General features: G+C 59.5%; 17 protein-coding genes, 1 tRNA gene, 2 rRNA genes and 1 riboswitch (1 of these 21 running past the window's edge). Of the genes, 3 read left to right on the top strand and 17 right to left on the bottom strand.

What is annotated here, in order from left to right; translation table 11 throughout:
* Positions 1 to 8: 8 nt before the first annotated feature.
* Positions 9 to 263, top strand: coding sequence for a Rho-binding antiterminator (locus tag I6L46_RS17215; RefSeq protein ID WP_216976490.1), 255 nt, complete (start codon positions 9 to 11; stop codon positions 261 to 263).
* Between the two features lie 70 nt (positions 264 to 333).
* On the opposite strand, the gene I6L46_RS17210 is transcribed toward I6L46_RS17215, so the two are convergent.
* The 3 genes from I6L46_RS17210 to prlC all read right to left on the bottom strand — a co-directional run bounded on the left by I6L46_RS17210 (position 334) and on the right by prlC (position 5949).
* Positions 334 to 1086, bottom strand: a complete 753-nt coding sequence (locus I6L46_RS17210; protein WP_127008353.1) for a class I SAM-dependent methyltransferase — start codon at positions 1084 to 1086, stop codon at positions 334 to 336.
* A 63-nt stretch (positions 1087 to 1149) separates the two neighbouring features.
* Positions 1150 to 3699, bottom strand: coding sequence for a bifunctional diguanylate cyclase/phosphodiesterase (locus I6L46_RS17205; protein ID WP_216976488.1), 2550 nt, complete (start codon positions 3697 to 3699; stop codon positions 1150 to 1152).
* 207 nt (positions 3700 to 3906) lie between these two features.
* Positions 3907 to 5949 (bottom strand): oligopeptidase A, encoded by a 2043-nt coding sequence (prlC, locus tag I6L46_RS17200; RefSeq protein ID WP_216976486.1) that lies wholly within the window; start codon positions 5947 to 5949, stop codon positions 3907 to 3909.
* 437 nt (positions 5950 to 6386) lie between these two features.
* Positions 6387 to 6472: riboswitch (cyclic di-GMP riboswitch) on the top strand.
* Positions 6473 to 6522: 50 nt separating this feature from the next.
* On the opposite strand from prlC, the gene I6L46_RS17195 reads away from it, so the two are divergent.
* Both I6L46_RS17195 and I6L46_RS17190 read left to right on the top strand, forming a co-directional pair.
* Positions 6523 to 8712: an immunoglobulin-like domain-containing protein gene (locus I6L46_RS17195; RefSeq protein ID WP_216976484.1), complete on the top strand. Its 2190-nt coding sequence runs from the start codon at positions 6523 to 6525 to the stop codon at positions 8710 to 8712.
* A 168-nt stretch (positions 8713 to 8880) separates the two neighbouring features.
* The gene (locus tag I6L46_RS17190) at positions 8881 to 12387 is read left to right on the top strand and encodes a hypothetical protein (protein ID WP_216949875.1); all 3507 of its coding nucleotides are present in this window, start codon (positions 8881 to 8883) and stop codon (positions 12385 to 12387) included.
* Between the two features lie 83 nt (positions 12388 to 12470).
* On the opposite strand, the gene hemB is transcribed toward I6L46_RS17190, so the two are convergent.
* The 14 genes from hemB to I6L46_RS17120 form a co-directional block, all read right to left on the bottom strand.
* A complete protein-coding gene (gene hemB, locus I6L46_RS17185) occupies positions 12471 to 13487 on the bottom strand; it encodes a porphobilinogen synthase (protein ID WP_216949876.1) in 1017 nt (338 codons plus the stop codon).
* Positions 13488 to 13490: 3 nt separating this feature from the next.
* The gene (locus tag I6L46_RS17180) at positions 13491 to 14276 is read right to left on the bottom strand and encodes a TatD family hydrolase (protein WP_216949877.1); all 786 of its coding nucleotides are present in this window, start codon (positions 14274 to 14276) and stop codon (positions 13491 to 13493) included.
* A 188-nt stretch (positions 14277 to 14464) separates the two neighbouring features.
* Positions 14465 to 15220 (bottom strand): twin-arginine translocase subunit TatC, encoded by a 756-nt coding sequence (gene tatC / locus I6L46_RS17175; RefSeq protein ID WP_040098487.1) that lies wholly within the window; start codon positions 15218 to 15220, stop codon positions 14465 to 14467.
* Complete coding sequence (gene tatB / locus I6L46_RS17170; RefSeq protein ID WP_005342398.1) at positions 15217 to 15681, bottom strand: Sec-independent protein translocase protein TatB; 465 nt, start codon at positions 15679 to 15681, stop codon at positions 15217 to 15219. The genes tatC and tatB overlap by 4 nt, the downstream gene beginning before the upstream one ends.
* Before the next feature lie 3 nt (positions 15682 to 15684).
* Complete coding sequence (gene tatA, locus I6L46_RS17165; protein WP_005339385.1) at positions 15685 to 15936, bottom strand: Sec-independent protein translocase subunit TatA; 252 nt, start codon at positions 15934 to 15936, stop codon at positions 15685 to 15687.
* A 42-nt stretch (positions 15937 to 15978) separates the two neighbouring features.
* Positions 15979 to 17619, bottom strand: coding sequence for a ubiquinone biosynthesis regulatory protein kinase UbiB (ubiB, locus tag I6L46_RS17160; protein ID WP_005339383.1), 1641 nt, complete (start codon positions 17617 to 17619; stop codon positions 15979 to 15981).
* The gene (locus tag I6L46_RS17155; RefSeq protein WP_216976482.1) at positions 17619 to 18227 is read right to left on the bottom strand and encodes an SCP2 domain-containing protein; all 609 of its coding nucleotides are present in this window, start codon (positions 18225 to 18227) and stop codon (positions 17619 to 17621) included. The genes ubiB and I6L46_RS17155 overlap by 1 nt, the downstream gene beginning before the upstream one ends.
* A gap of 8 nt (positions 18228 to 18235) precedes the next feature.
* Positions 18236 to 18988 (bottom strand): bifunctional demethylmenaquinone methyltransferase/2-methoxy-6-polyprenyl-1,4-benzoquinol methylase UbiE, encoded by a 753-nt coding sequence (ubiE, locus tag I6L46_RS17150; RefSeq protein ID WP_005342396.1) that lies wholly within the window; start codon positions 18986 to 18988, stop codon positions 18236 to 18238.
* Positions 18989 to 19053: 65 nt separating this feature from the next.
* Entirely contained in the window at positions 19054 to 19431 is a 378-nt protein-coding gene (gene crcB / locus I6L46_RS17145; protein ID WP_005339378.1) for a fluoride efflux transporter CrcB, read from the bottom strand.
* Between the two features lie 95 nt (positions 19432 to 19526).
* Positions 19527 to 20792 carry a cytosine deaminase gene (locus tag I6L46_RS17140; RefSeq protein WP_216976480.1) on the bottom strand — a complete coding sequence of 422 codons (1266 nt, stop codon included), beginning with the start codon at positions 20790 to 20792 and terminating at the stop codon, positions 19527 to 19529.
* Positions 20786 to 22030, bottom strand: a complete 1245-nt coding sequence (gene codB, locus I6L46_RS17135; protein WP_216976478.1) for a cytosine permease — start codon at positions 22028 to 22030, stop codon at positions 20786 to 20788. Before codB ends, I6L46_RS17140 begins: the two co-directional genes overlap by 7 nt.
* Positions 22031 to 22283: 253 nt before the next feature.
* Positions 22284 to 22359: transfer RNA gene (locus I6L46_RS17130), tRNA-Thr, on the bottom strand.
* Between the two features lie 47 nt (positions 22360 to 22406).
* Positions 22407 to 22521 (bottom strand): 5S ribosomal RNA (gene rrf / locus I6L46_RS17125).
* A 78-nt stretch (positions 22522 to 22599) separates the two neighbouring features.
* Positions 22600 to 24708, bottom strand: a 23S ribosomal RNA gene (locus I6L46_RS17120) (it continues 780 nt past the right edge of the window).

Genomic DNA, 24708 nt, shown 5'->3' with positions numbered 1-24708 from the left:
AGCCGATCATGCCGGATTACCAACCCATCAGCTGCGATCTCTACGACTGGCTCGAAATTGCTGCCAGCTGGCAACTGCCGGTGACCCTCACCAGCCGCGATGGTCGCCAGCGGGATGACAAGATCCGCACTATCGAAGCCAGCGAAGGGGTCGAGTATCTGTTGCTGCACAGTGGCGAGCGGCTCAGCCTCGCGGATCTGGCGACCCTGCGCCTGAACTGGCAAGGGGAAGATAAGCTGATCCGCTTCGCGCCAACCAACTGAATCCAGTAAGACAAAAGAGGGCCAACATGACGTTGGCCCTCTTTTTTGCATCCGCAACTCGCACCGGCTTTTAACCCGCAGCCAGCGCCGCCATCACATAGACATCGAAGCGGTTGCTCTTGGTTTCGATGGCCATGCTGGGTTTATGCTCGTTGAGCCAGCCGGCGTAATCCGGCCGCTTCACCACCACCCGCTTATCAGCCATCTTGAGCGCGGCAGGCAACAAGGCATCCGCATCGAGATCCGGCCCCACCAGCGACTGGAACACCCGCATCTCTTTTTTTACCAGCGCCGACTTCTGCTTGTGCGGGAACATGGGGTCGAGGTAGATCACCTCGGGCCGCTCCGGCAGCGCCAGCAGGTTGTCCACCGCCGGGCCTTGCAGCAGGTGCATCCGCTCGCTGACCCAGGGGCCAATCTCGGGATCCTGTGCCGCCCGCGCCAACCCGTCCTGCAATAGAGCAGCCACCACGGGACTGCGTTCGATCAGGGTCACCTTGCAACCGAGGGAGGCGAGCACGAAGGCATCGCGCCCCAGCCCGGCGGTAGCATCCACCACGGTCGGAGTGGCTCCGGCCTTCAGCCCCACCGCCTTGGCGATGGACTGGCCGCGACCACCGCCAAATTTGCGGCGATGTGCCACCGCCCCTTCCACGAAGTCCACATAGACGGCACCCAGCTTGGGCTCATCCAGCTTGCGCAGTTCCAGTCTCTCTTCAGTCAGTACCAGCGCAAACGGAGCCGGAAACTCCACGTCGGCAAGGCGTAAACGCAGGGCGTCGAGCTCGCCATCACGGGCGGGGACTTCACTGAAAACCTGAATATGGGGCATAGGAGGCAGACTCATGGCACGTACAGAAGCGGCCATGATAACAGAAGCGGTGGATCAGCTCACGACAGTGAGGTTCATCCCCTGACGGTTGAGAGCGAGGTAATCAATGAGATCGTCATAGGCCAGCGGGCGGCTGAGCAGATAACCCTGGGTGAAGGCACACCCCTTCTGGCAGAGGAAGTTGAGCTGCTCGCGGGTCTCAACCCCCTCGATCACCACCTGCATGCCCAGGTTGTGCACTATGTTGATGATGCCATCGAGCAGCATCCTATCCTGCTCGTTGAAGGGGATATGGCGCACGAAGGAGCGGTCGATCTTGACCAGATCTACCGGGAAGGTGCGCAGATAGTTGAGGGCCGAGTAGCCGGTACCGAAATCGTCGATGGCCAGCTTGCAACCCGCCTCGCGCAGGGCATCGATCCGCACCCTGTGCTGATCGCTGCTCTCCATCAGCAGAGATTCGGTGATTTCGATGACGATGTCGGCAGGATCGAGCCCGAAGTGCTGGATCACCTTGAGCCACTCACTCGCCTCGGGGTCGATGGTCTGGAACTCCATGGTGGAACGGTTGATCGACATCTGCAGATCAGGGAAGCCGGATTGCTGCAACCGCGCCAGATCCCGGCACGATTGCCACAATACCAGCGCACCCAGCCCCTGAATCAATCCCGCCTCTTCCGCCAGCGGAATAAACTCGGCAGGGGATACCTGCCCCCAGTGGGGGTGATACCAGCGCACCAGCGCCTCCAGCTTGGCAACCCGTCCGCTGCGATTGTCCCAGATCGGCTGGTAGGCCATGGTCAGCTGCTCCAGCTTGATCGCTTCGGCCAGATCCTGCTGCATCTGGTGGCGCTGGCGCACCTCTTCCCGCATGGATGAGCAGTAGGCACCGAGCAACCGTCCCTGCCGCTTGGCCGCAAACAGCGCCTGTTCGGCGTTGCGCAGCAGCTCGTCGCTCTCGCTGCCATCGACCGGACAGAGAGTCATGCCGATGGTCGCGGTCACATAGAGATGCTGGTTGGCCAGCATAAAGGGACGGGCAAAGCTGCCGATCACCTGCTTGGCAAACACCTCGGCCTGACGGCGGGTGACGATGCCGGGCACCAGGAACGCGAACTCATCGCCACCGATGCGGGCCACCAGATCTTCGGTGCGCACCCGGCTCACCAGTCGATCCGAGACCTCCCGCAGCAGGGCATCGCCAGCATGGTGATCCATGCTGTTATTGACCGCCTTGAAGTTGTTGAGGTCGAGCACCATGAGCGCGAAGCGCTCGCCCCGCTCGCAGAAGCGGGTGAGGCAGCGGCCAAACAGCCAGCGGTTGGGCAGGCTGGTGAGGTTGTCGTAGTTGGCCTGGGTCGCAATCTTCTGCTCGGCCACCTTGGTCTGGGAAAGATCGCTGAAAATGGCGATATATTGCTGAATTTTGCCGGCTTCACGCAGGGTGCTGATCATCAGCTGCTGCGGATAGAGCTTGCCGTTCTTGCGCTTGTTCCACACTTCGCCACGCCACACCCCCACCCGCTCCAGCGCGTGGTACATGTCGGCATAGAAGGTCTGATCGTGCAGCCCGGACTTGAGCATGCTGGGACGCTGGCCCCGCACCTCGTCACTGCTGTAGCCGGTGATCTGCTCGAAGGCCGGGTTGACCGAGATGATGCGGCTGTCGGCATCGCACACCAGAATCGCTTCGGAGAGGTTGTCGTAGACCCGGTGAGAGAGCTTGAGCTGCTCCGCATGACGCTTGAGAGGATCGATATTCTCCAGCAGCACCATCAGGTAGTCCGGCTGCTGCTGCTCGTCGCGGATCAGGGTGACAGTTACCCGCCCCCACAGGATCTCGCCCCCCTTGCAGAAGTAGCGCTTCTCCTGGGTGAAACTGCTGCGCTCGCCGCGCCGGATCTCTTCGTAGCACTCAAGGCTGCGCTGCCAATCCTCCGGGTGATTGATGTCGGAGATGGAGCGATGAAGCAGCTCGTCGAGGGGATAACCCAGCATCTTCTCGATGGCCGGATTGGCCCAGAGAATGCGGCCGGCGAGATCGAGCTTGCCGATCCCCACCGGGGCCTGAAACAGCATGCTCTGCAGCACATGGGGGGTATCAGGCAAGAGTTGCGGCAGCTGGCGTTGCAGCATCAGCGCCAGTTCACGACCGGCCAGCGGCCCCAACAACCGGAGCAGCCCCATCACCTTGGTCATATTGACCTGCGGCTGACGATAGAGCAGGCAGCAGATACCTATGGTTTCGCCATCCGCATCCTTGAGGGCGATCCCGGCGTAAGCCTGGGCTTGCCACGCATCGGCAAGCGGCATCGCGGGGAACAGCTGCAACAGACGATCGCTGAACCAGGCTTCCCCCTCCTGCCAGGTAATGGCATCGGGAGAGTCAGTCAGTGGCAGCGTCAGGGTATCGGGGTCAAGAGAGGAGGGGTAGGCAGCCTGAACTGTCAGGTAGGTAGCATTTGATTCCCTGCTGGCGATCAGGACGACATCAGCCATCACAGCAGCGGCGATTTCACTCACAAAGGTATCGAAATATCCCTGGCCGCTCGAATGAGCCAGACTTGAGATGATTTGATAGACGGAATCGAGTGCTCGCCTCATGGCAAGTGGCTTTCTCTCCTTGAAGGTTAGAACACGACTCTACTGAAGAGCCGTGGGCAGTGCAAATATGCAATCAGCAAGATATTAAAAAGCCTTGAAAAAAGGGACCAAAAGGTCCCTTTTTGTCGCAGAAATCACGACTCGATCCCACTATGCCGCAAAACAGTGTACCTGCTTGAAGCTCACACAGGCTGCGGGTCAGGAATCTCAGGCAGCGATCCCGCTGTGTCGCAGCAGTGCATCCACCTTGGGCTCACGACCACGGAAGGCTCGGAACAGCTCCATCGGCTCCTTCGAGCCCCCCTTCTCCAGAATATTCTTCAGGAAGGATTGGCCGGTCGCCGGGTTGAAGATCCCCTCCTCCTCGAAGCGGGAGAAGGCATCGGCAGAGAGCACCTCGGCCCACTTGTAGCTGTAGTAGCCCGCCGCATAGCCGCCCGCAAAGATGTGGGAGAAGCTGTGCTGGAAGCGGTTGAACGCTGGCGGCGTCATCACTGCTACCTGACTGCGCACCTCATCCAGCAGCGCCGGAAGCTGCGTCGGATTGGCCGGATCAAACTCCTGATGCAGGCGGAAGTCGAACAGGGCGAACTCCAGCTGGCGCAGCATCTGCATGGCCGCCTGGAAGTTGCGGGCGGTCAGCATCTTCTCCAGCAGATCGGCAGGCAGCGGCTCGCCGGTCTCGTAGTGGCCGGAGATAAAGGCCAGCGCCTCGGACTCCCAGCACCAGTTCTCGAGGAACTGGCTCGGCAGCTCCACCGCATCCCACGCCACGCCGTTGATACCGGCGACACCGGCCACGTCGATGCGGGTCAGCATGTGGTGAATGCCGTGGCCAAACTCATGGAACAGGGTGACCACTTCGTTGTGGGTGAACAGCGCCGGTTTGCCATCCACCGGACCGTTGAAGTTGCAAGTCAGGTAGGCCACCGGTTTTTGCAGTGAACCATCCTGACGGTAGCGACGACCCAGGCAGACATCCATCCAGGCGCCGCCCTGCTTGTGCTCGCGGGCATAGAGGTCTAGATAGAAGCTGCCGCGCAGCTCGTCGTCGGCATCAAAGATATCGTAGAAGCGCACGTCCGGGTGCCAGGTGTCGATGCCGAGGCGCTCGCGCACCTTCATGCCGAACACCCGCTTCACCACTTCGAACAACCCCTTCACCACCTTGCTGGCGGGGAAGTAGGGGCGCAGCTGCTCATCGGAGATGGAGAACTTGTGCTGCTTGAGCTTCTCGGCGTAGTAGGCGAGATCCCAGGCGGCCAGCTCGCTCTGACCATGCTGCTCGGCGGCGAAGGCGCGGATCTCCTCCAGCTCGGCCTTGCCTTGTGGCAGGGATTTGGCCGCCAGATCGGTGAGGAAGCTCACCACCTGTTCGGTCTTGTCCGCCATCTTGGTGGCCAGGGAGAGCTCGGCATAGTTGGCAAAGCCCAGCAGCTGGGCCAGTTCGCGGCGCAGGGTGAGCAGCTCGCTCATGATGACTGAGTTGTCCCACTTGCCCGCATTGGGGCCCTGATCGGAGGCGCGGGTGGTGAAGGCTTCGTACATCTCGGCGCGCAGTTCGCGGTTGTCCGCGTACATCATCACCGGCAGATAAGAGGGGATATCCAGCGTGAACAGCCACCCCTCTTTGCCTTTAAGTTCAGCCATCTGACGGGCAGCGGCACGCACGCTGTCGGGCAAGCCGGCCAGTTCGGCTTCATCGGCCACCAGCTTGTGCCAGCCCTGGGTCGCATCCAGCACGTTGTTGCTGAAGCGGGAGGCCAGCTCGGAGAGGCGGGCCTGAATTTCGCCGTAACGCTGCTGCGCCTCGGCAGGCAGACCGATACCGGAGAGGCGGAAGTCACGCAGGGTATTCTGGATCTCCTTGCGCTGGGCGCCGCTGAGCAGCGGGAAATCATCGCTCTCGGAGAGGGCCAGATAGGCCTGATAGAGCCCTTCATGCTGACCGACATAGGTCTGGAATTCGGAGAGCAGCGGCAGGCAGGCATCATGGGCCTCGCGCAGCGCTTCGCTGTTGAGTACGGAGTTGAGGTGGCTGACCGGTGACCAGATCCGTGACAGACGGTCATTTACCTCTTCCAGCGGGGCAATCAGGCTATCCCAGGTATGGGGATCACGCTGGGCCAGCACATCGCTGATCTTCTGCTTGCAGTCAGCAATCGCCTGAATCACGGCAGGTTGAACCTGCTCCGGCTTGATCTGGCTGAAAGGGGGCAGCGAATCCATTGTCAGCAAAGGGTTATTCATCCCGGTTACCTCTTGTTTGGTCTTGAACAGACCGCTTTAGCAGCTCTGTATGGCTTTCTAACATGTGGCCAAGCCACGCAATAATCAAGCGGGAATCCGCCGCAACCCTGTACTTTTCCTACCATTGCGACCCGGATCTCTGCCGTTGCTGCAGTTTTGCCATCAACAGCCAGTAACAAGATGAATATGTGGGCCTTTTTTGGCTCTTATCGCTACTTTCAAGGGGCAAAAAGCCGCCATTTACCGGCGCCACAGCTGCCAGCCAAGTACCGTCATGCTCAATCATTGAAACGGACAAAATGTGGCAACTGTAACAAATTATCAATATTTTTCAGTTAATTAGAATCAAAACCAACTATTGATTAATTTATTTTCAAGCATCTATCATAGGCAACCTGCCATGCAGGTCACTTGATTCTCTGTGCTGCACAGAAATCGGGTGAAAAAGGCAAAGTGACCCGAAAGGGCGCGACGCAAAGCCACCGGTCTAAGGGAAAACACCTATGACAGCGGGGCTGCCCCCGAGGACGTCCGGTCACAACCGACGCCCCATTTGCACCGTACGGAGAGACGATGAACAAACTCAAATTATCCCTGCTTGGCTGCCTGCTCGGCATGGGCGCCCCCATGGCATATGCCACCAGTGCCGGTCAGGCGATGGTCAACCCCCAGTCCGGCGTAGTGGTCGGCTATTGGCACAACTGGTGTGACGGCTCGGGCTACAAGGGCGGTATCGCCCCCTGCGTCAAGCTCGATCAGGTCAACCCGCAATACAACGTGGTCGATGTCTCCTTCATGAAGGTGTATGGCAGCGATCCCATCCCCACCTTCAAGCTCGACCCGGCCATCGGCATGAGCGAAAGCCAGTTTATCGAGCAGATCGCAGAGCTGAACCGTCAGGGCCGTGCCGTGCTGCTGGCGCTGGGCGGTGCCGATGCACACATCGAGCTGCGCAAAGGTCAGGAGCAGGCCTTTGCCGACGAGATCATCCGTCTGGTGGAGACCTATGGCTTCGACGGGCTGGATATCGACCTGGAACAGGCCGCCATCACCGCCGCCGACAACCAGACCGTGATCCCGGCGGCCCTGCGTCTGGTCAAGGATCACTACCGCTCCCAGGGGAAAAACTTCCTAATCACCATGGCGCCGGAGTTCCCCTATCTGACCCAGACTGGCGCCTACATCCCCTATATCCGCAATCTGGAAGGCTACTACGACTGGATCAACCCCCAGTTCTACAACCAGGGTGGTGACGGTATCTACATCGATGGCATCGGCTGGATTGCCCAGAACAACGATGCCCTGAAAGAAGAGTTCATCTACTACATGGCGGATTCGCTGAGCAACGGAACCCGCGGCTTCTACAAGATCCCCCATGACAAGCTGGTGTTTGGCATTCCGACCAACATCGACGCCGCCGCCACCGGCTATGTGCAGGATCCGCAGAAGCTCTACAACGCCTTCAACCGCCTGAAGAGCGAGGGGCAACCGCTGCGCGGCGTGATGACCTGGTCCATCAACTGGGACATGGGCCGCAACGCCGCCGGTCAGTCCTACAACGAATCCTTCATCAAGAGCTACGGCCCCTTCATCCACGATCAGGAGATCACGCCCCCGGTCGACAACGGCAAGCCGGTGTTCAGCGGCCTGAGCGATACCCGCATCAAGCAGGGTACCGCCTTTGATCCGCTGGCCGGTGTCAGCGCCAACGACAAGGAAGATGGCGACCTGACTGGCCAAATCCAGGTGGAAGGCTCGGTAGACAGCCAGCGCATCGGCCTCTACCCCCTCACCTACAAGGTGAGCGATCGCGACAACAACGTCACCGAGCAGGTACGTACCATCGAGGTCTACAGCATGAAGCCGGTGTTCAGCGGTGTCACCGATACCACGCTGGAACTGGGTACCGCTTTCGATCCGATCGCTGGCGTCAGCGCCCATGATGAAGAAGATGGCGACCTGACCGCCCAAATCAAGGTCAGCGGCAACGTCGACAGCAGCAAGGTCGGCCGCTACACCCTCACCTATCAGGTGAGCGACAGCGCCGGTCAGCAGGTAACCCAGCAGCGCAACGTGACCGTCAGGGAGCAGGGCGCCGTCTGTGAAAACAGCTGGGATGCCAAGAAGGTCTACGTGGGCGGCGACATCGTCAGCCACAACGGCAAGAACTGGCTGGCAGGCTGGTGGACCCAGAACGAAGAGCCGGGCACCACGGGTGACTGGGGCGTCTGGCGCGTACAGGGCGACAGCGATTGCGGCGGCACAACGCCACCCGCCGAAGGCAGCAGCGACTTCACCGTCAGCGCCATGGCGAGCGAGTACACCATAGTCAACGGTCAGGTCAGCATCCGCTTCAACCTGACCACCGCCAACCCGGTACAGATCACCGCGACTCTGGAGCAGAGCGGCCACAGCCACGGTACCACCAGCAGCCAGGTGAACGGCACCAGCACCCTGATGCTGCAGGGCAGCAATGTCACCGACGGTAGCTACGACGTGGTCATCACCGGCCTGGCAGATGGCCAGCAGCCGGTGGTACAGCGCTTCACGGTTGCGCTGACCGAAGAGAACAGCGGCGGTGGCGAAGGTGACTACCCGGCCTACGCTCCCAACACCGGCTATCAGGCTGGTGATCGGGTTAGCAATGCCGGTGGCAACTACGAGTGCAAACCCTGGCCCTACAGCGGCTGGTGTGGAGGCTCGACCAGCCACTATGCGCCGGGTACCGGCTCTGCCTGGAGCAATGCCTGGATCAAGCTCTGACCTTGCCCCAACCACTAACGGGGGCCGACAGGCCCCCGCCCATATCCTGCCCGTCGGCCACACCGCCGATGGGCAGGATGCTCTGACCCGGACGGGTTAGCCCCTCTCTTTTACATGCTTGCCAAGCACCAAAAAACATCCAACAACAACCAAGATAAGGAAATCACCATGCCAAGAACCACCAAGCTTGCCACCCTGCTCGGTTTGCTGCTGTCGGCCCATGTCGTGGCCGATGAGCGCGAACAAGCCTATTTCAAACAAACCTATCAGGAGCACTACGAGCAAATGACGGCGCGCCTCGCCGCGCTGCATCAGAGTGCGGCTGACGAGCAGAACGTGATCATCAAGGATGGCAAGCGCCACCTTGCCATCAATGGCCTGCTCTACCCGCTGACGGCGGATAACCACATTCTGTTCGATCTGCCCAAACCCCACTTTTTCGACGAAACAGCCATTCGTAACGTCTTTGATTTCTTCGATGAGGAGTGGGAGCTGACCTGGTACGACGGTGGGGTCGTAGCGGTCAACAAACGCTTTGGCAACTATGACTACGGCAACGGCTGTCTGCTGGAGTACTTCCCCCACGGCCAGATCCAGAATGGCGAACGCACCCGGGTGGTGATGGAGACCAGCTCCTGCAGCGTCAACTCGTTTGCCACCTCGCTGCAATATCTGGACAAAGGCGAGGAGCTGGCGGCCGACCAGCTGGGGCTGGACGCCAGCCTGATCACGGCGGTCGAGCGCTATCAGGATCGGCTCTATGTCAGCCAGAACGGCAATCCGGGCCATGTGGCCATTATCGATATCCCGAGCCGCCAGCAGATTGGCGAGATCCGCGGCACCGAAACCGGCAGTGCCACGGCCTACAACCAGATCAGTGAACTGTTTGTCCGCAACAACCTGCTCTACGTGGTCTCGCGCTACTCGCACCGGGTCGATATCTTCGATCTGGCCGATGAACATCGCCATGTCACCACCCTGGGAACCGGTCGGGATTCCGGCAGCAACAGCCTGCACCGCGCCCAGGCCGTCTTTGCCAATCAGGATTACGTGCTGGTGGCCGATGCGCTGAGCGAGATCAAGGTCTACCGCCAGCAGGATGTGACGCCGGAGAACAGCCTCAAGACCCCCATCGCCGGTCGGCTCGCCTTTGAAGGAAAATACAGCCACCGTCTGGTGCAACTCCATCAGGTGGGTGACTATCTCCTGGCCCACACCGCCGGCAAAAACTACTACATCTATGACCTGCGCAAACTGGCTGATGCCATCGCCAGCAACACCCCGCTGGCGCCTGAGCAGGTGATCGCCGACAGCAATCTGCAAAAAATCGACATGGATGGCGATCGGCTGGTGGTGAACTTCAAGGACCGCATCGAGTGGCATGATGCCGATACCCTGATCGCCAACGACTTTCAGTTCAAGAACCCGACCTTTACTGTCCAGGAGATCAACCAGCAGCCCGTGGCGGCGCTGAAAGATCTCCAGCTGGCGGGCTCGGCGCTTGTCACCGCCAACGAGCACGGCCTGGGTTTCAACCAGCTGCTGAGCAAGGAGATCAGCTTCACGGCCGACGAGCAGTTGCCGGCTCGCCCGCTGATCTTCGATCAGCTGATGCCGGCCGCAGTCAGCTACATACTGCGCAATGACGAACCCTACGAGGTGCTGATCGATCGCGCCCAGCGTTCGGTCAACATCAATTCTCTGGTCAAGACCGAGCTGCTTGATAACGACACGGTGCGCATCACCAACTATGCCGCCAGAGAGCTGTATGACATCAATATCGAGTCACGCCTGAACGGTATCAACAAGTGGCTGATCCTGGGCCAGCTCGATCGCCTGCCCGCCTATGCCCAAATCACCCTGCCACTGAGCGCCTTTGGTGAGCAGGGACGCTTCAACAGCGCCAGCCGCGATGGTGTGTTTGATCTCAACAACCTGCTCGACAACAGCATCAATCTGCCCGCCCAGTTCGAGCACAGGTTCAGTTCCAACTCGGATCCGTTTGCCCAGAAGCTGGCACGCCTCAAGCCAAGCTGGAACGTGCGTTTCGCCACCAACACCAGCGGCTCCTGGCGCCCCATCAATGCCCTCTACGCCCGCGAGTGGCTGATCATCGCCACCAACCTGGCCTACATGGTCTCGACCGAGGAGTTCAAACACGTCTGGTACAACTTCAAGGCGGTGAACGGCTACGAGATGTTCGGCAATGGCGGTAACAGCTATGTGCCAAACGGGATCTTTACGGCGGCCGATTATGACTACTACTACCACAGCCTGATGAAGCGCCCCTACCTCAACCTGGGGATCACCGCCATGGGGGGCGGGCTGGGGAGTGGTGGCATCACCGGGGTCGATACCTTTAACTTTGTCAGCCACTACTACGGCGGCTGGGGCATCATTGCCCACGAATTTGGCCACGGCTTCGATGGGAAGTCCTACAGCCATGAGAGCGCGTTTGCCCGTGGCAGCCACGGCTGGCATCCGCTGATGACGGGTATGGCCAACTACCATATCCGCAAGGGCGACCTGCCCTATCTGGACGATGATCTCAACGGTTTCCACAAGCCGGAAAACGACATCTATCGCTACAACTCGGTCAGCCAGGGGGCTCGCAAGCATCGCGCTGACAGCCACATGTACTATACCGACCACTACTTCATGCAATTCTCTACCATGCCGCAAGGCTGGGTAGCCAACGGCAGCGACTTCAGTGCCGGGCAGCTGGCGGCCCTGAACAATCAGGAGCGACTGCTGATGGGCTGGATCCCCAAGGAGTCGGAGAAAGGCAATCTCTGCCGGTTCACCTTCCAGGATGGCGAGCAGTACTACGGCTACGTCGAACAGCAGGCTGATGGTCTGCTCTGTGATGCCGGATCCCTGATCCGTTATCGACAGCCCGATGGCCAGTTTGTGCCGCTGGTCTCGGCCATCAACCAGTTTGACTGGCTGTCACTCCACCACAAGGGCAAGCTGGATCAGCCAGTGCTGCACCAGAATGGTCGCCAGCTCTGCTACAAGAATGTGGCGGGCTTTTACGGTATCGGCTTCGTCAATGACAACAAACAGTGCACCCAGTTGCCCAGCGTCTATCAGACCAATGGCAAGCACTGGCTGACCAGCTCCGGCTGGACCGGTCTGACCTACCTGAGCGGAGACTTCATCCTGCCCACGACCGGTAGCAGCAGTGACTTCACCGTCACCGATCTGGCGGCCGAATATCTCATCGTCAACGGCGCGATCGACTTCAGCCTCACGCTGACCACCGCCAACCCGGTGACCGTCACCGCGACCCTGTTGCAGGATGGCAATCCGGCCGCCACCGGCAGCGCCCTGATCGATGGTCAGGGTTCCCTGCAGCTGGCACAGTCGGGCCTAGCGGCCGGTAGTTACGAGCTGTTGCTGGCGGGCATGGCTGAGGGGAGCAAGCAGGGCTTCGAGCGCCGCTTCACCCTGGCGTTGGTGGAACAGGCACCGGGTGGTGACAGTGACGGTGGTAACGGCAGCTACCCGACCTATGTTGCGGGCACCGCTTATCAGAGTGGCGAACGGGTCAGCAATGCCGGTGGCGACTACGAGTGCAAACCCTGGCCCTACAGCGGCTGGTGTGGCGGCTCGACCGGCCACTATGCACCGGGTACCGGCAGCCACTGGAGCGATGCCTGGATCAAGCTGTAATCATCCGCTCGTGACCAAAAGAGAGCCATAACGACAGAGGGGGAGCCATCGGCTCCCCCTCTCGTTTCTCTCTTCAACCCGGCTTAACGGGCATCTTCCTTCAGCCACTGCGCCACGCGCTTGGCGAAGTAAGTGAGGATGCCATCGGCCCCGGCCCGCTTGAAGCAGAGCAGGGACTCCATGATGCACTCCTTCTCTTTCAGCCAACCGTTCTGGATCGCCGCCATGTGCATGGCGTACTCGCCACTCACCTGATAGGCAAAGGTCGGCACGCCGAACTGATCCTTCACCTGACGGATCACGTCCAGATAGGGCATGCCCGGCTTGACCATCACGCTGTCGGCCCCTTCCTGAATATCCAGCGCCACTTCGTGCAGGGCTTCGTTGCTGTTGGCCGGATCCATCTGGTAGGTGGCCTTGTTGCTCTTGCCGAGGTTGCCGGCAGAACCGACCGCATCGCGGAACGGGCCGTAGTAGCAGGAGGCGTACTTGGCGGAGTAGGCCATGATCTGGGTGTTGATGAAGCCGTTCTCTTCCAGCGCGGCGCGGATGGCACCGATGCGGCCATCCATCATGTCGGACGGCGCGACTATATCGACCCCGGCCTCGGCGTGAGAGAGCGCCTGCTTGATCAGGATCTCGGTGGTGATGTCGTTCAGCACATAGCCTTCGTCATCGATGATGCCATCCTGCCCGTGGGTGGTGAACGGATCGAGCGCCACATCGGTGATGACCCCGAGCTCCGGGAAGCGGGCCTTGAGGGCACGCACGGTGCGCTGGGCCAGTCCGTTCGGGTTGTAGGCCTCTTCCGCCATCAGGCTCTTGCTCTCCAGCGGGGTCACCGGGAACAGGGCGATAGCGGGCACACCCAGCTCCACCAGTTCGGCAGCCTCGATCAGCAGCAGATCGATGGAGAGACGCTCCACCCCCGGCATGGAGGGAACGGCTTCCCGACGGTTCTCCCCCTCCAGCACGAACACCGGATAGATGAGATCGTTGACGGTCAGTACGTTCTCGCGCACCAGACGACGGCTGAAATCATGTTTGCGCAGACGGCGCAGGCGGCGGCCCGGAAAGGTGCCCGGAAGAGTTGTAGCCATGAATCACTCCTGGAGAGGAAGTTGGAAGAACGCGGCGGAGGTGGCCCGGGTGTGGGCCAGCAAGGCCTCGGGCGCTTCACCACGACAGGCCGCCACCACCTGGGCGATGTGCGGCAAAAAAGCGGGTTCGTTGCGTTTCGGGCGCGGTTTCAGATCCCGCGGCACCAGATAGGGTGCGTCGGTCTCGATCATCAGGCGGCCGGCTGGAATGCGGGCCACCTGCTCGCGCAGCAGTTGGCCGCGGCGCTCGTCGCAGAGCCAACCAGTCACCCCGATATGCAGCCCCAGCGCCAGACACTCGTCCAGCTCCTCGTCGGAGCCGGTGAAGCAGTGCAGCACGGCTCCCGGTAGTCTGGGCAGCCAGGGACGCAAGATCTCGATGAAACGGGCGTGAGCATCGCGGCAGTGGAGAAACACCGGCATCCCGAGCTCGGCGGCCAGTGCCAGCTGGGCGTCGAACACAGCATCCTGCAGCGGACGGGGAGAGAAATCGCGGTTGTAGTCGAGGCCACACTCGCCGATGGCCACCACCTGCGGCAGCGCCGCCAGCTCGCGCAGGGCGGGCAGGGTCGACTCATCGACACTCTTGGCATCGTGGGGATGGACCCCGGCGGTGGAGAAGCAGTAGCCCGGCCAGCGGGCGGCCAACCCGGCGCTCTCGCGGCTGCCAGCCAGATCGGTACCGGTCAGGATCAGCGCTTCCACTCCGGCGGCACGGGCGCGGGCCACCAGCTCAGCCTGCTCGCCGGCAAACTGGCTGCTGGTCAGGTTTAAACCGATATCGATCATGGGATGAGGAGTTCCAGACAAAAGGAATACATATCAGGTATTTGAAAACCATCTACCGAATGGGGCCTTACCATACGCCTCGAACGGGAGCATGAAAAGAGGAAGGGAGCCTAAGCTCCCCTCGTTCTGCTATTCCTGCGGACTTCGTCATCCTCTCGCCGTCCGGCAAACAGGTGACGAACAGAGCCTCAACTCTCCACATCCGGTTGTTCCTGTTGCTCTTCATCCTCTTTCTTCACGTAGAAGCGGGCGAAGAACAGACCTATCTCCCACAGCGCCCACATCGGGATGGCGAGCAGGGTCTGGGAGAAGACATCAGGCGGCGTCAGCAGCATGCCGACCACAAACACCCCGACGATGACATAGGGACGTTTCTCCTTCAGGTTTTGCGGTGTGGTCACGCCGGTCCAGCAGAGCAGTATGGTGGCCACCGGAATTTCGAACGCCACCCCGAACGCGAAGAACAGGGTCAGTACGAAGTCCAGATAGCTGGCGATATCGGTAGCCACCGTCACCCCGGCGGGTGCTGTGCTGGTGAAGAAACCGAACACCAGCGGGAACACCACGTAGTAGGCGAACGCCATCCCCGCATAGAACAGCAGGGCACTGGAGACCACCAGCGGCATGATCAGGCGCCGTTCGTGCTGGTACAGACCGGGGGCGATAAAAGCCCAGGCCTGATAGAGCAGATAGGGGATCGCCACGAAGAAGGAGACCACCAGCGTCAGCTTGATCGGCGTCAGGAAGGGGGTCGCCACATCCGTCGCGATCATGCTGGTCCCTTCCGGCAGCTGGCTGAGCAGCGGCTGAGCCACGAAGTCGTAGATGTTGTTGGAGAAGTAGATCAGCGCCAGAAACACCACGAGGATGGCGGTAATGGAGCGCAGCAAGCGGGTTCTCAGCTCAACCAGATGGCTGATAAGGGGTTGTTCGGCCTGACTCATGGCTTCACCTCCCCTTTTACTGCGGAGTCGCTGACCGGCACCGGCTCACTCTCCCGCTGGCTGTTGACCGGCGGCACGTCGTGGCTCAGCTGCACCGCAGGCTCCACCGGCGTGGCAGGCTCAGCCTGGGCGACCGGCTCGGGGCGCGGCGGACGGATCTCGTTCTCCACCTGATAGGGGCGATTGACCGACTGGGCCGCCGCTTTGAGCTGTTCGATGGACTCCTGCAGCTCGGGGCTCAGGTTGCTCATCTGCAACTGTTCGGCCTTCTTGAGGTCGTTATGCAGCTCTTGCAACTTGAGCTCCTGCTCCAGCTCGGACTTGACCGAGTTCGCGGTCGAACGAATGAGGCGGATCCAGTGGGTAGCCGTGCGGATGGCAACCGGCAGCCGCTCGGGCCCCAGTACCACCAGTGCTACCACACCGATAACGACCAGCTCCCAAAAACCGATATCGAACATGGCTTAGGCCTGGTCTTTGTCTTTCTGTTTGGCGGTCTCACTGCTCTGAGTGGCCGCTTCGTTCAGCTGTTTCGGGGGAAACTCGGCATCTTTCTGCTCGGCCTTGGCATCAGCCGGCTCGTCGGAGAGGGCTTTCTTGAACCCTTTGACCGCCGCGCCCAGATCACCGCCAATGCCGCGCAGTTTCTTGGTACCGAACAGCAGCACGACGATGACTGCAATGATCAACAATTGCCAAATACTGATACCACCCATGATTTTCTCTCCAGAACAGGCGCCTGACGGCGCGGTTGTTGATTAATGGGAACGGGTTCGCAACCAGCCGACCAGCCAGCAGAGGGCTGCACCGGCGAGACTGGCTTGTCCCCACTCAATGTGTTGTTTTTGGGTCAGCAAGAATACACCCGCCAATAGCAGGCTGGCTCCAACCCCTAAGAGGTAGCGGGCCTGCCCCTGCCGACGGCTGTGACGGCGGAACTCGGCAAACATCTGGTCGAAATGACGCTGCTGATGACGGGTCTGGCGCAGAGTCTCATAGACCAGCTCCGGCAGCTCCGGCAGCTTCTCCGCCCAGAATGGCGCCTTCTCCTTGATGGCGTTCAATACCGACTTGGGCCCCACCTGTTCGTGCATCCAGTTCTCGAGGAACGGCTTGGCGGTCTGCCACAAATCGAGCTGCGGGTAGAGCTGACGCCCCAACCCTTCCACATAGAGCAGGGTCTTTTGCAGCAGCACCAGCTGCGGCTGCACCGTCATATGGAAGCGACGAGCGGTGTTGAACAGGTTGAGCAGCACGTGACCGAACGAAATTTCGGAGAGCGGCTTCTCGAAGATGGGCTCCAGCACGGTGCGGATGGCGAACTCGAACTCGTCCACCTTGGTGTCTGCCGGTACCCAGCCCGACTCCACGTGCAGCTCCGCCACCCGGCGATAGTCGCGGTTGAAGAAGGCGAGGAAGTTCTCCGCCAGATAGCGTTTGTCTTCCCGATTGAGGGTGCCGACGATGCCGCAGTCGATGCCGATCCAGAGCGGGTTTTCCGGGTGCTCATAGGAGACGAAGATGTTGCCCGGGTGCATGTCGGCGTGGAAGAAGCTGTCGCGGAACACCTGAGTGAAGAACACCTCTACCCCGCGCTCGGCCAGCAACTTCATGTTGGTGCCATTGGCTTCCAGCGCCGGTATATCGGAGACCGGAATACCGTAGATGCGCTCCATCACCAGCACCTGCTCGCGGCAGAGGTCGGTAATGATTTCAGGCACATAGAGCGCCTCGGAGCCGGTGAAATTGCGCCGTAGCTGGATGGCGTTGGCCGCTTCGCGCATCAAATTCAGCTCGTCGAGGATGGTCTTGCGATACTCCTCCACCACCTCGATGGGGCGCAGCCGCGCGCTCTGGGGCACGAAGCGGGCCACCAGACGGGCCAGCGCCTGCATCAGTCTCAGGTCGGCCTCGATGACAGGCTCGATGTCGGGACGGATCACCTTGATGACGATCTCGCGGCCACTCTCCTTCAAGCGGGCGGTATGCACCTGCGCGATGGAAGCCGACGCCAGCGGCGTCTCGTCGAAGTCGTCAAACAGGGTTTCGATGGGACAACCCAGGCTCAGCTCGATCTGCTGGCGCGCCGCCTGACCACAGAAGGGGGGCACCCTGTCCTGCAGCAGGGCCAGCTCTTCGGCGATATCTGGCGGCAACAGGTCGCGGCGGGTCGAGAGCATCTGGCCAAACTTGATGAAGATGGGACCAAGTGCCTCGAAGGCGAGGCGGATACGGGCACCGCGGCTGAGATCCGGTTGCTTGTTCTTGAGCCAGAACAGGGAGCGACGGGCCAGACGACCCGGCCAAGGTTGATAGCGGGCGGGCACCAGTTCGTCGATGCCCTGCTCCAGCAGGATGGTGATGATGCGATAGAGGCGTTTGAACTCCTTCGGGGTCATCAGGTCACCTGCTGTTCGAAGCGGGCCAGCCGCAGTTCGACGGCCTTGAGCTGCTGGGCCAGCACCTCGACGTCATCGTTGAAACTCGCCACTTCCAGCGGGCCGGGGGCGAGGCGGGCCTCTTCGGTCAGATATTCCGCCAGCTGGCTGCGGGTGCGGCACAGCTCGCGACCGGCCAGGCGACGCGCCTGACGGGCACCGCTGAACAGGGTGTGGGCCAGCACGTCGCCGGTATAGCGCGACAGCTCCTCTTCCCAGTCGATATCCAGCTCACCCAGCAGCACGCTGAATGCCTGTACCAGCTGGGGATCACCGCTCAGATCCAGCTTCTCCTCGCGGATATAGCGGGTCAGGGCGGACGGGTCTTTCAGCAGACCGAGGGCGGTCAGGGAGAGGCTAAGCACCGCATCGGCCTCCCCTTCATGCTGGGCCAGCACATCCAGCCGACGCTCGGAGAAAACAAACCAGAGCGGCTTGAGTTCACGCAGCTCCAGCTTGAGCACCTTGCCCACCAGTTTGCGCAGCCGCTCCGGGCTCTGTTTGTCCAGCGCCAGCAACTGGTTGAGGCTGGTTTCGATCACCGCGGTGACCATGGCATCCATCGGCATAGGCAACCTTAAAACTTGTAACCGCGGTGCAGGGCGACCACACCCTGAGTCAGATTGAAGTACTCCACCTGCTCGAAACCGACATTTTCCATCATGCCGGCCAGGGTCTGCTGATCCGGGTGCATGCGGATGGACTCTGCCAGATATTTGTAGCTTTCACTGTCGTTCGCGACGATTTCGCCCATTTTCGGCAGCAGTTTAAAGGAGTAGAGGTCATAGAGCTTGGCGATCACTTCGCTGACCGGCTTGGAGAACTCCAGCACCAGCAGACGGCCACCCGGCTTGAGCACCCGGAACATGGAGGCGAGCGCCTTGTCCTTGTCGGTGACGTTGCGCAGACCGAAGCCGATGGTAATCACGTCGAAGTGGTTATCGGGGAAAGGGAGCGCCTCGGCATTGGCCTGCACGTAGGAGACGTTGTTGGCGACCCCCAGATTGCGCAGCTTGTCGCGGCCCACTTTCAGCATGGAGTCGTTGATATCCGCCAGCACCACCTGACCGGTCTCGCCGACGATGCGGGAGAACTTGGCGGTCAAGTCACCGGTACCACCGGCCAGATCCAGCACCTTCTGGCCCTTGCGCACACCGGAACAGTCGATGGTGAAGCGCTTCCACAGGCGGTGGATGCCGAACGACATCAGATCGTTCATCAGATCATACTTGGCTGCCACCGAATGGAAGACACCTGCTACCAGAGTTTCCTTCTCGGTCGCGGCCACGGTTTTAAAGCCAAAATGCGTTGTCGTTGCTTGTTCTGACATCCCTCAAACACCCATAGAGCAAAGAATGGCCGCCAGTTTACCAGAGCCACTGGCGTCCGGACACCTTAAACCCGGCTCGCAACCAACTGCATGCCCAGCACCACCATGGCCAGACAGAGGAAGAGATTGAGACCGATATTGAGCAGCGCTTTCAGATAGGCCCCATGTTGAGCCAGCACCACCGTATCGAGGGCAAAGGAAGAAAACGTGGTCAGGGCACCGAGGATCCCCACCATCAGCAGCGGCTTCATCGGGTGTTCTACCACATGACCATGACTGATGAGGGCGAACGCCACCCCCATGATGAAAGAGCCCACCACGTTGACCACCAGAGTCCCGTAAGGAAAGTGGCGCCCCAGCAGCAAGGCCATCAGTTCGGCAATCCCAAAACGAAGGCAGGCGCCGATGGCGCCCCCTGCAGCAACATAGAACCAGGTTTGCATGGTGTCACTCCCTCAGGGTCAGACCGCCATTATGTCGCAATGGCGGCCCTTGTGCCCAGAGGCGGAACTAATCGACATCCAGCCTGATTGAAATCTCAGCGGCGAAAATCGATGGGCTCGGGCTGACCCAGCACGATTTCGGTCTGGGCCGGGCGGGTCTGGGCAATCACCTTGCCGTGGCGGACCGAGTAACGCACCGGCACCTGACGGCGCACCGCATCGAAGCCGTTGTCGGCGGGCAGGACCAACAGGTTGGCCGGTTTGCCCACTTCGATACCATAGCGATCCTGCACATTCAGGGTGCGGGCGCTGTGGCTGCTGATCAGCTTCAGACCGTCGTTGATCTGCTCGTAACCCATGATCTGGCAGACATGCAGCCCCATGTGTAGCACCTGCAACATGTTGGCGGTGCCCATGGGATACCAGGGGTCGAACACGTCGTCGTGACCGAAACAGACGTTGATGTTCGCCTCCAGCATCTCCTTCACCCGGGTAATACCGCGACGTTTGGGATAGGTATCGAACCGCCCCTGCAGGTGAATGTTCACCAGCGGATTGGCCACGAAGTTGATATCCGCCATCTTGAGCAGACGGAACAGGCGGGAAGCATAAGCGCCGTTGTAGGAGTGCATGGCGGTAGTGTGGCTGGCGGTGACTCTATGGCCGATACCGCGCTCGTAGGCCAGGGTCGCCAGCGTCTCGATAAAGCGGGACTGCTCGTCATCGATCTCGTCGCAGTGCACATCGACCAGAACCTGATACTTCTCGGCAAGATCGAAGATGTAGTGCAGACTTTCGACCCCATATTCCCGAGTGAACTCGAAATGGGGAATAGCACCGATCACATCGGCCCCCAGCTTGAGCGCCTCCTCCAGCAGTGCCTTACCGTTGGGATAGGAGAGGATCCCCTCCTGCGGGAAGGCGACGATCTGCAGCTCGACCCACTCCTTCATCTCCTCCCGCACCTCCAGCATCGCCTTGAGCGCCACCAGATTGGGATCGGAGACATCGACGTGAGTACGGACGAACTGGATGCCGTTGGCGATCTGCCACTTCAGCGTCTGGATGGCACGCTGTTTCACATCCTCATGGGTCAGCAGCGCCTTGCGCTCGGCCCAGCGCTCGATCCCCTCGAACAGGGTGCCGGAGAGGTTCCAGCTCGGCTCGCCCGCTGTCTGGGTGGTATCGAGGTGAATGTGGGGTTCGATCAAGGGAGCGATCGCCAGACCGCCCTCCCCGTCCAGCACCCGACCGGCGACGGCATGTTCGTCATGGGGTTCGATGGCTGTGATGACCCCATCCTGACAGCGGATCTGCCACAACCCTGCCCGATCGGCCAAACGAATATGTTGAATCAGCATTTGTTAACTTCCTGTACCAGAACCGGCCGCTGGGTGAGGCGAACCAGAATGAAATAGGTGAAGGCGGCGCCCAATACCGCGTTGAGTGGCACTATGCCCGGCAGCCACTTGCCGACAGCTACCCCGACTGCCGTGGCGACCAGAGCCTGCCAGCGCACCGTCTCGAACTGCTGCTCGGCAAACTGACGGTAACGCTCACGATTGAGCAGGAAATCCATGATGATAATGCCACCGATCGGCGGAATTGCCGTACTCAAAAAGGCCAGCCAGCCGACAAAGTTGTTGTAAAGCCAGAGGGCACAAGCCGTACCGATGAGGCCGTTGATCACGCTGAGCGGCTTGCTCTTGAGACCGGTAATGTTGGCAAAACCGAGGCCGGAGGCGTAGAGAGCGTTGTCGTTGGTGGTCCAGATATTGAGGCCGAGCACCAGAATGGCGGGGATTAGCAGCCCCTGCATCAGCATCACTTCCGAGATATCGGCCTGCCCGGTCACGGCCGCGCCGGCTGCACCGAAGACGAACATCAGAGTGTTGCCCAAAAAAAACGCCACCATGGTAATCATGACGGCGCCCCAGGGTTTGCGACCAAAGCGAACAAAGTCGGCAGTCAGGGTTCCTGCACTAATGAAGGAACCGACCACCATGGTCAGCGCCGTGGTGAACTCGATGGGATTGCTTGGTTGCACCTGCTGCAACGCAGCCATGCCACCGGTCGAGGTCACCGCCAGCCAGACCGAGTAGCCGCCAAGCAGTGCAATGGCCGGTACTGCCACAAAGCTCAGCACCATCAGAGCTGAAATACCGAAGTAGACGGTCACCGTCATCAACATGCCCGAAATGGCGATCAGCCAGTTCACATCGATGCCGGTCGCCTTCTGCACCGGCAGGGCAAACATCGCCACGCCAACGCCAAACCAGCCGACCTGAGTGCCACCCAGCAGCAGGGATGGCAGCCAGGAACCTTTCACCCCAAACGAGTAGCGCGCCAACAGATGGGTAGAGAGGCCGGTTGAGGCACCGATATAACCGAGACAAGCGGTGTAGATACCCAGCAACAAGTTGCCGATAAGTACCGCCTTGATGAAGTCATCGAACACCAGCCCGGTGCCCAGCGCACCACCGGTCCACATGCTGGCAGAGAAGAAGGTCAGGCCTAGCATCACCAGCATCAGCGACAGCACACCTTTGCGCCCTTTGGCGGGAACCGCCCCCAAACAGTATTCATTATCCTGCGCCATGCTTTTTCTCCACGTAATAGGCAAAACGCGCCGGATTTTACATGTAAAACGTTTTACGTCAATCAATCATGGTTAAATATCTGGATAAAACCATCAATAGCAGTCAAATGAGTAACACCTTGGGACTCAGATCAGCAGAAAACAGTACAGACTACAAACAGAGGAAAGTATTGAAGGTAAGGAATATGAGGAGATTTTTTAGAAAGCGACAGATGCAAAAAAGCCTCCCTTTTCAGGGAGGCTTTCTCTTTAATGGTGCTGATACCCAGAATCGAACTGGGGACCTCATCCTTACCAAGGATGCGCTCTACCGACTGAGCCATATCAGCACACTAACCGGTAAAGACCACGCTATCCGCGTAATCTAAAATTGGGTGCCTGGCAGTGTCCTACTCTCGCATGGCGAATGCCACACTACCATCGGCGCTACCGCATTTCACTTCTGAGTTCGGCATGGGATCAGGTGGTTCCACGGCGCTATGGCCGCCAGGCAAATTCTTCAATCTGAGAAAGCTGATGTAAGTAGTTTCGTATTCGTTACAAGGCTCGAAACACTTCTTGGGTGTTGTATGGTTAAGCCTCACGGGTAATTAGTATGGGTTAGCTCAACACATCACTGCGCTTACACACCCCACCTATCAACGTTGTGGTCTCCAACGGCCCTTTAGGACCCTCAAGGGGTCAGGGATGACTCATCTCAGGGCTCGCTTCCCGCTTAGATGCTTTCAGCGGTTATCGATTCCGAACTTAGCTACCGGGCAGTGCCACTGGCGTGACAACCCGAACACCAGAGGTTCGTTCACTCCGGTCCTCTCGTACTAGGAGCAACTCCCTTCAATCATCCAACGCCCACGGCAGATAGGGACCGAACTGTCTCACGACGTTCTGAACCCAGCTCGCGTACCACTTTAAATGGCGAACAGCCATACCCTTGGGACCGACTTCAGCCCCAGGATGTGATGAGCCGACATCGAGGTGCCAAACACCGCCGTCGATATGAACTCTTGGGCGGTATCAGCCTGTTATCCCCGGAGTACCTTTTATCCGTTGAGCGATGGCCCTTCCATTCAGAACCACCGGATCACTATGACCTACTTTCGTACCTGCTCGACCTGTCCGTCTCGCAGTTAAGCTGGCTTATGCCATTGCACTAACCTCCTGATGTCCGACCAGGATTAGCCAACCTTCGTGCTCCTCCGTTACTCTTTGGGAGGAGACCGCCCCAGTCAAACTACCCACCAGGCACTGTCCGCGAGCCCGATTCAGGGCCCTGCGTTAGAACATCAAACATACAAGGGTGGTATTTCAAGGACGGCTCCAGCGCAACTGGCGTCACGCCTTCAAAGCCTCCCACCTATCCTACACATGTAGGTTCAATGTTCAGTGCCAAGCTGTAGTAAAGGTTCACGGGGTCTTTCCGTCTAGCCGCGGGTACACCGCATCTTCACGGCGAATTCGATTTCACTGAGTCTCGGGTGGAGACAGCATGGCCATGGTTACACCATTCGTGCAGGTCGGAACTTACCCGACAAGGAATTTCGCTACCTTAGGACCGTTATAGTTACGGCCGCCGTTTACCGGGGCTTCGATCAAGAGCTTCGCTTGCGCTAACCCCATCAATTAACCTTCCGGCACCGGGCAGGTGTCACACCCTATACGTCCACTTTCGTGTTTGCAGAGTGCTGTGTTTTTGATAAACAGTCCCAGCCATCTGGTCACTGCGACTCCCGACAGCTCCATCCGCAAGGGACTTCACCATCAAGAGCGAACCTTCTCCCGAAGTTACGGTTCTATTTTGCCTAGTTCCTTCACCCGAGTTCTCTCAAGCGCCTTGGTATTCTCTACCCGACCACCTGTGTCGGTTTGGGGTACGATGACTTGTAATCTGAAGCTTAGAGGCTTTTCCTGGAAGCAGGGCATCAATGGCTTCCACACCGTAGTGTGTTCGTCTCGTGTCTCAGTGTTGTGTCTCCGGATTTGCCTAGAAACACCACCTACGCACTTTCACCAGGACAACCGTCGCCTGGCCCACCTAGCCTTCTCCGTCCCCCCATCGCAATTACAAGTCGTGCAGGAATATTAACCTGCTTCCCATCGACTACGCCTTTCGGCCTCGCCTTAGGGGTCGACTCACCCTGCCCCGATTAACGTTGGACAGGAACCCTTGGTCTTCCGGCGAGGAGGCTTTTCACCCCCTTTATCGTTACTTACGTCAGCATTCGCACTTCTGATATCTCCAGCATACCTCTCGATACACCTTCGCAGACTTACAGAACGCTCCCCTACCACTTGCACTAAGTGCAAATCCGCGGCTTCGGTGCCTGGTTTGAGCCCCGTTACATCTTCCGCGCAGGCCGACTCGACTAGTGAGCTATTACGCTTTCTTTAAATGATGGCTGCTTCTAAGCCAACATCCTAGCTGTCTGAGCCTTCCCACATCGTTTCCCACTTAACCAGAACTTTGGGACCTTAGCCGGCGGTCTGGGTTGTTTCCCTCTTCACGACGGACGTTAGCACCCGCCGTGTGTCTCCCGGATAGTACTTACTGGTATTCGGAGTTTGCATGGGGTTGGTAAGTCGGGATGACCCCCTAGCCCAAACAGTGCTCTACCCCCAGTAGTATTCGTCCGAGGCGCTACCTAAATAGCTTTCGGGGAGAACCAGCTATCTCCGAGTTT

It is taken from the genome of Aeromonas sp. FDAARGOS 1416, from assembly GCF_019048085.1.
Taxonomy (GTDB): domain Bacteria; phylum Pseudomonadota; class Gammaproteobacteria; order Enterobacterales; family Aeromonadaceae; genus Aeromonas; species Aeromonas veronii.
The sequence above is the reverse complement of the archived record's forward strand: the minus strand, read 5'-3'. Positions and strand labels throughout refer to the sequence as shown.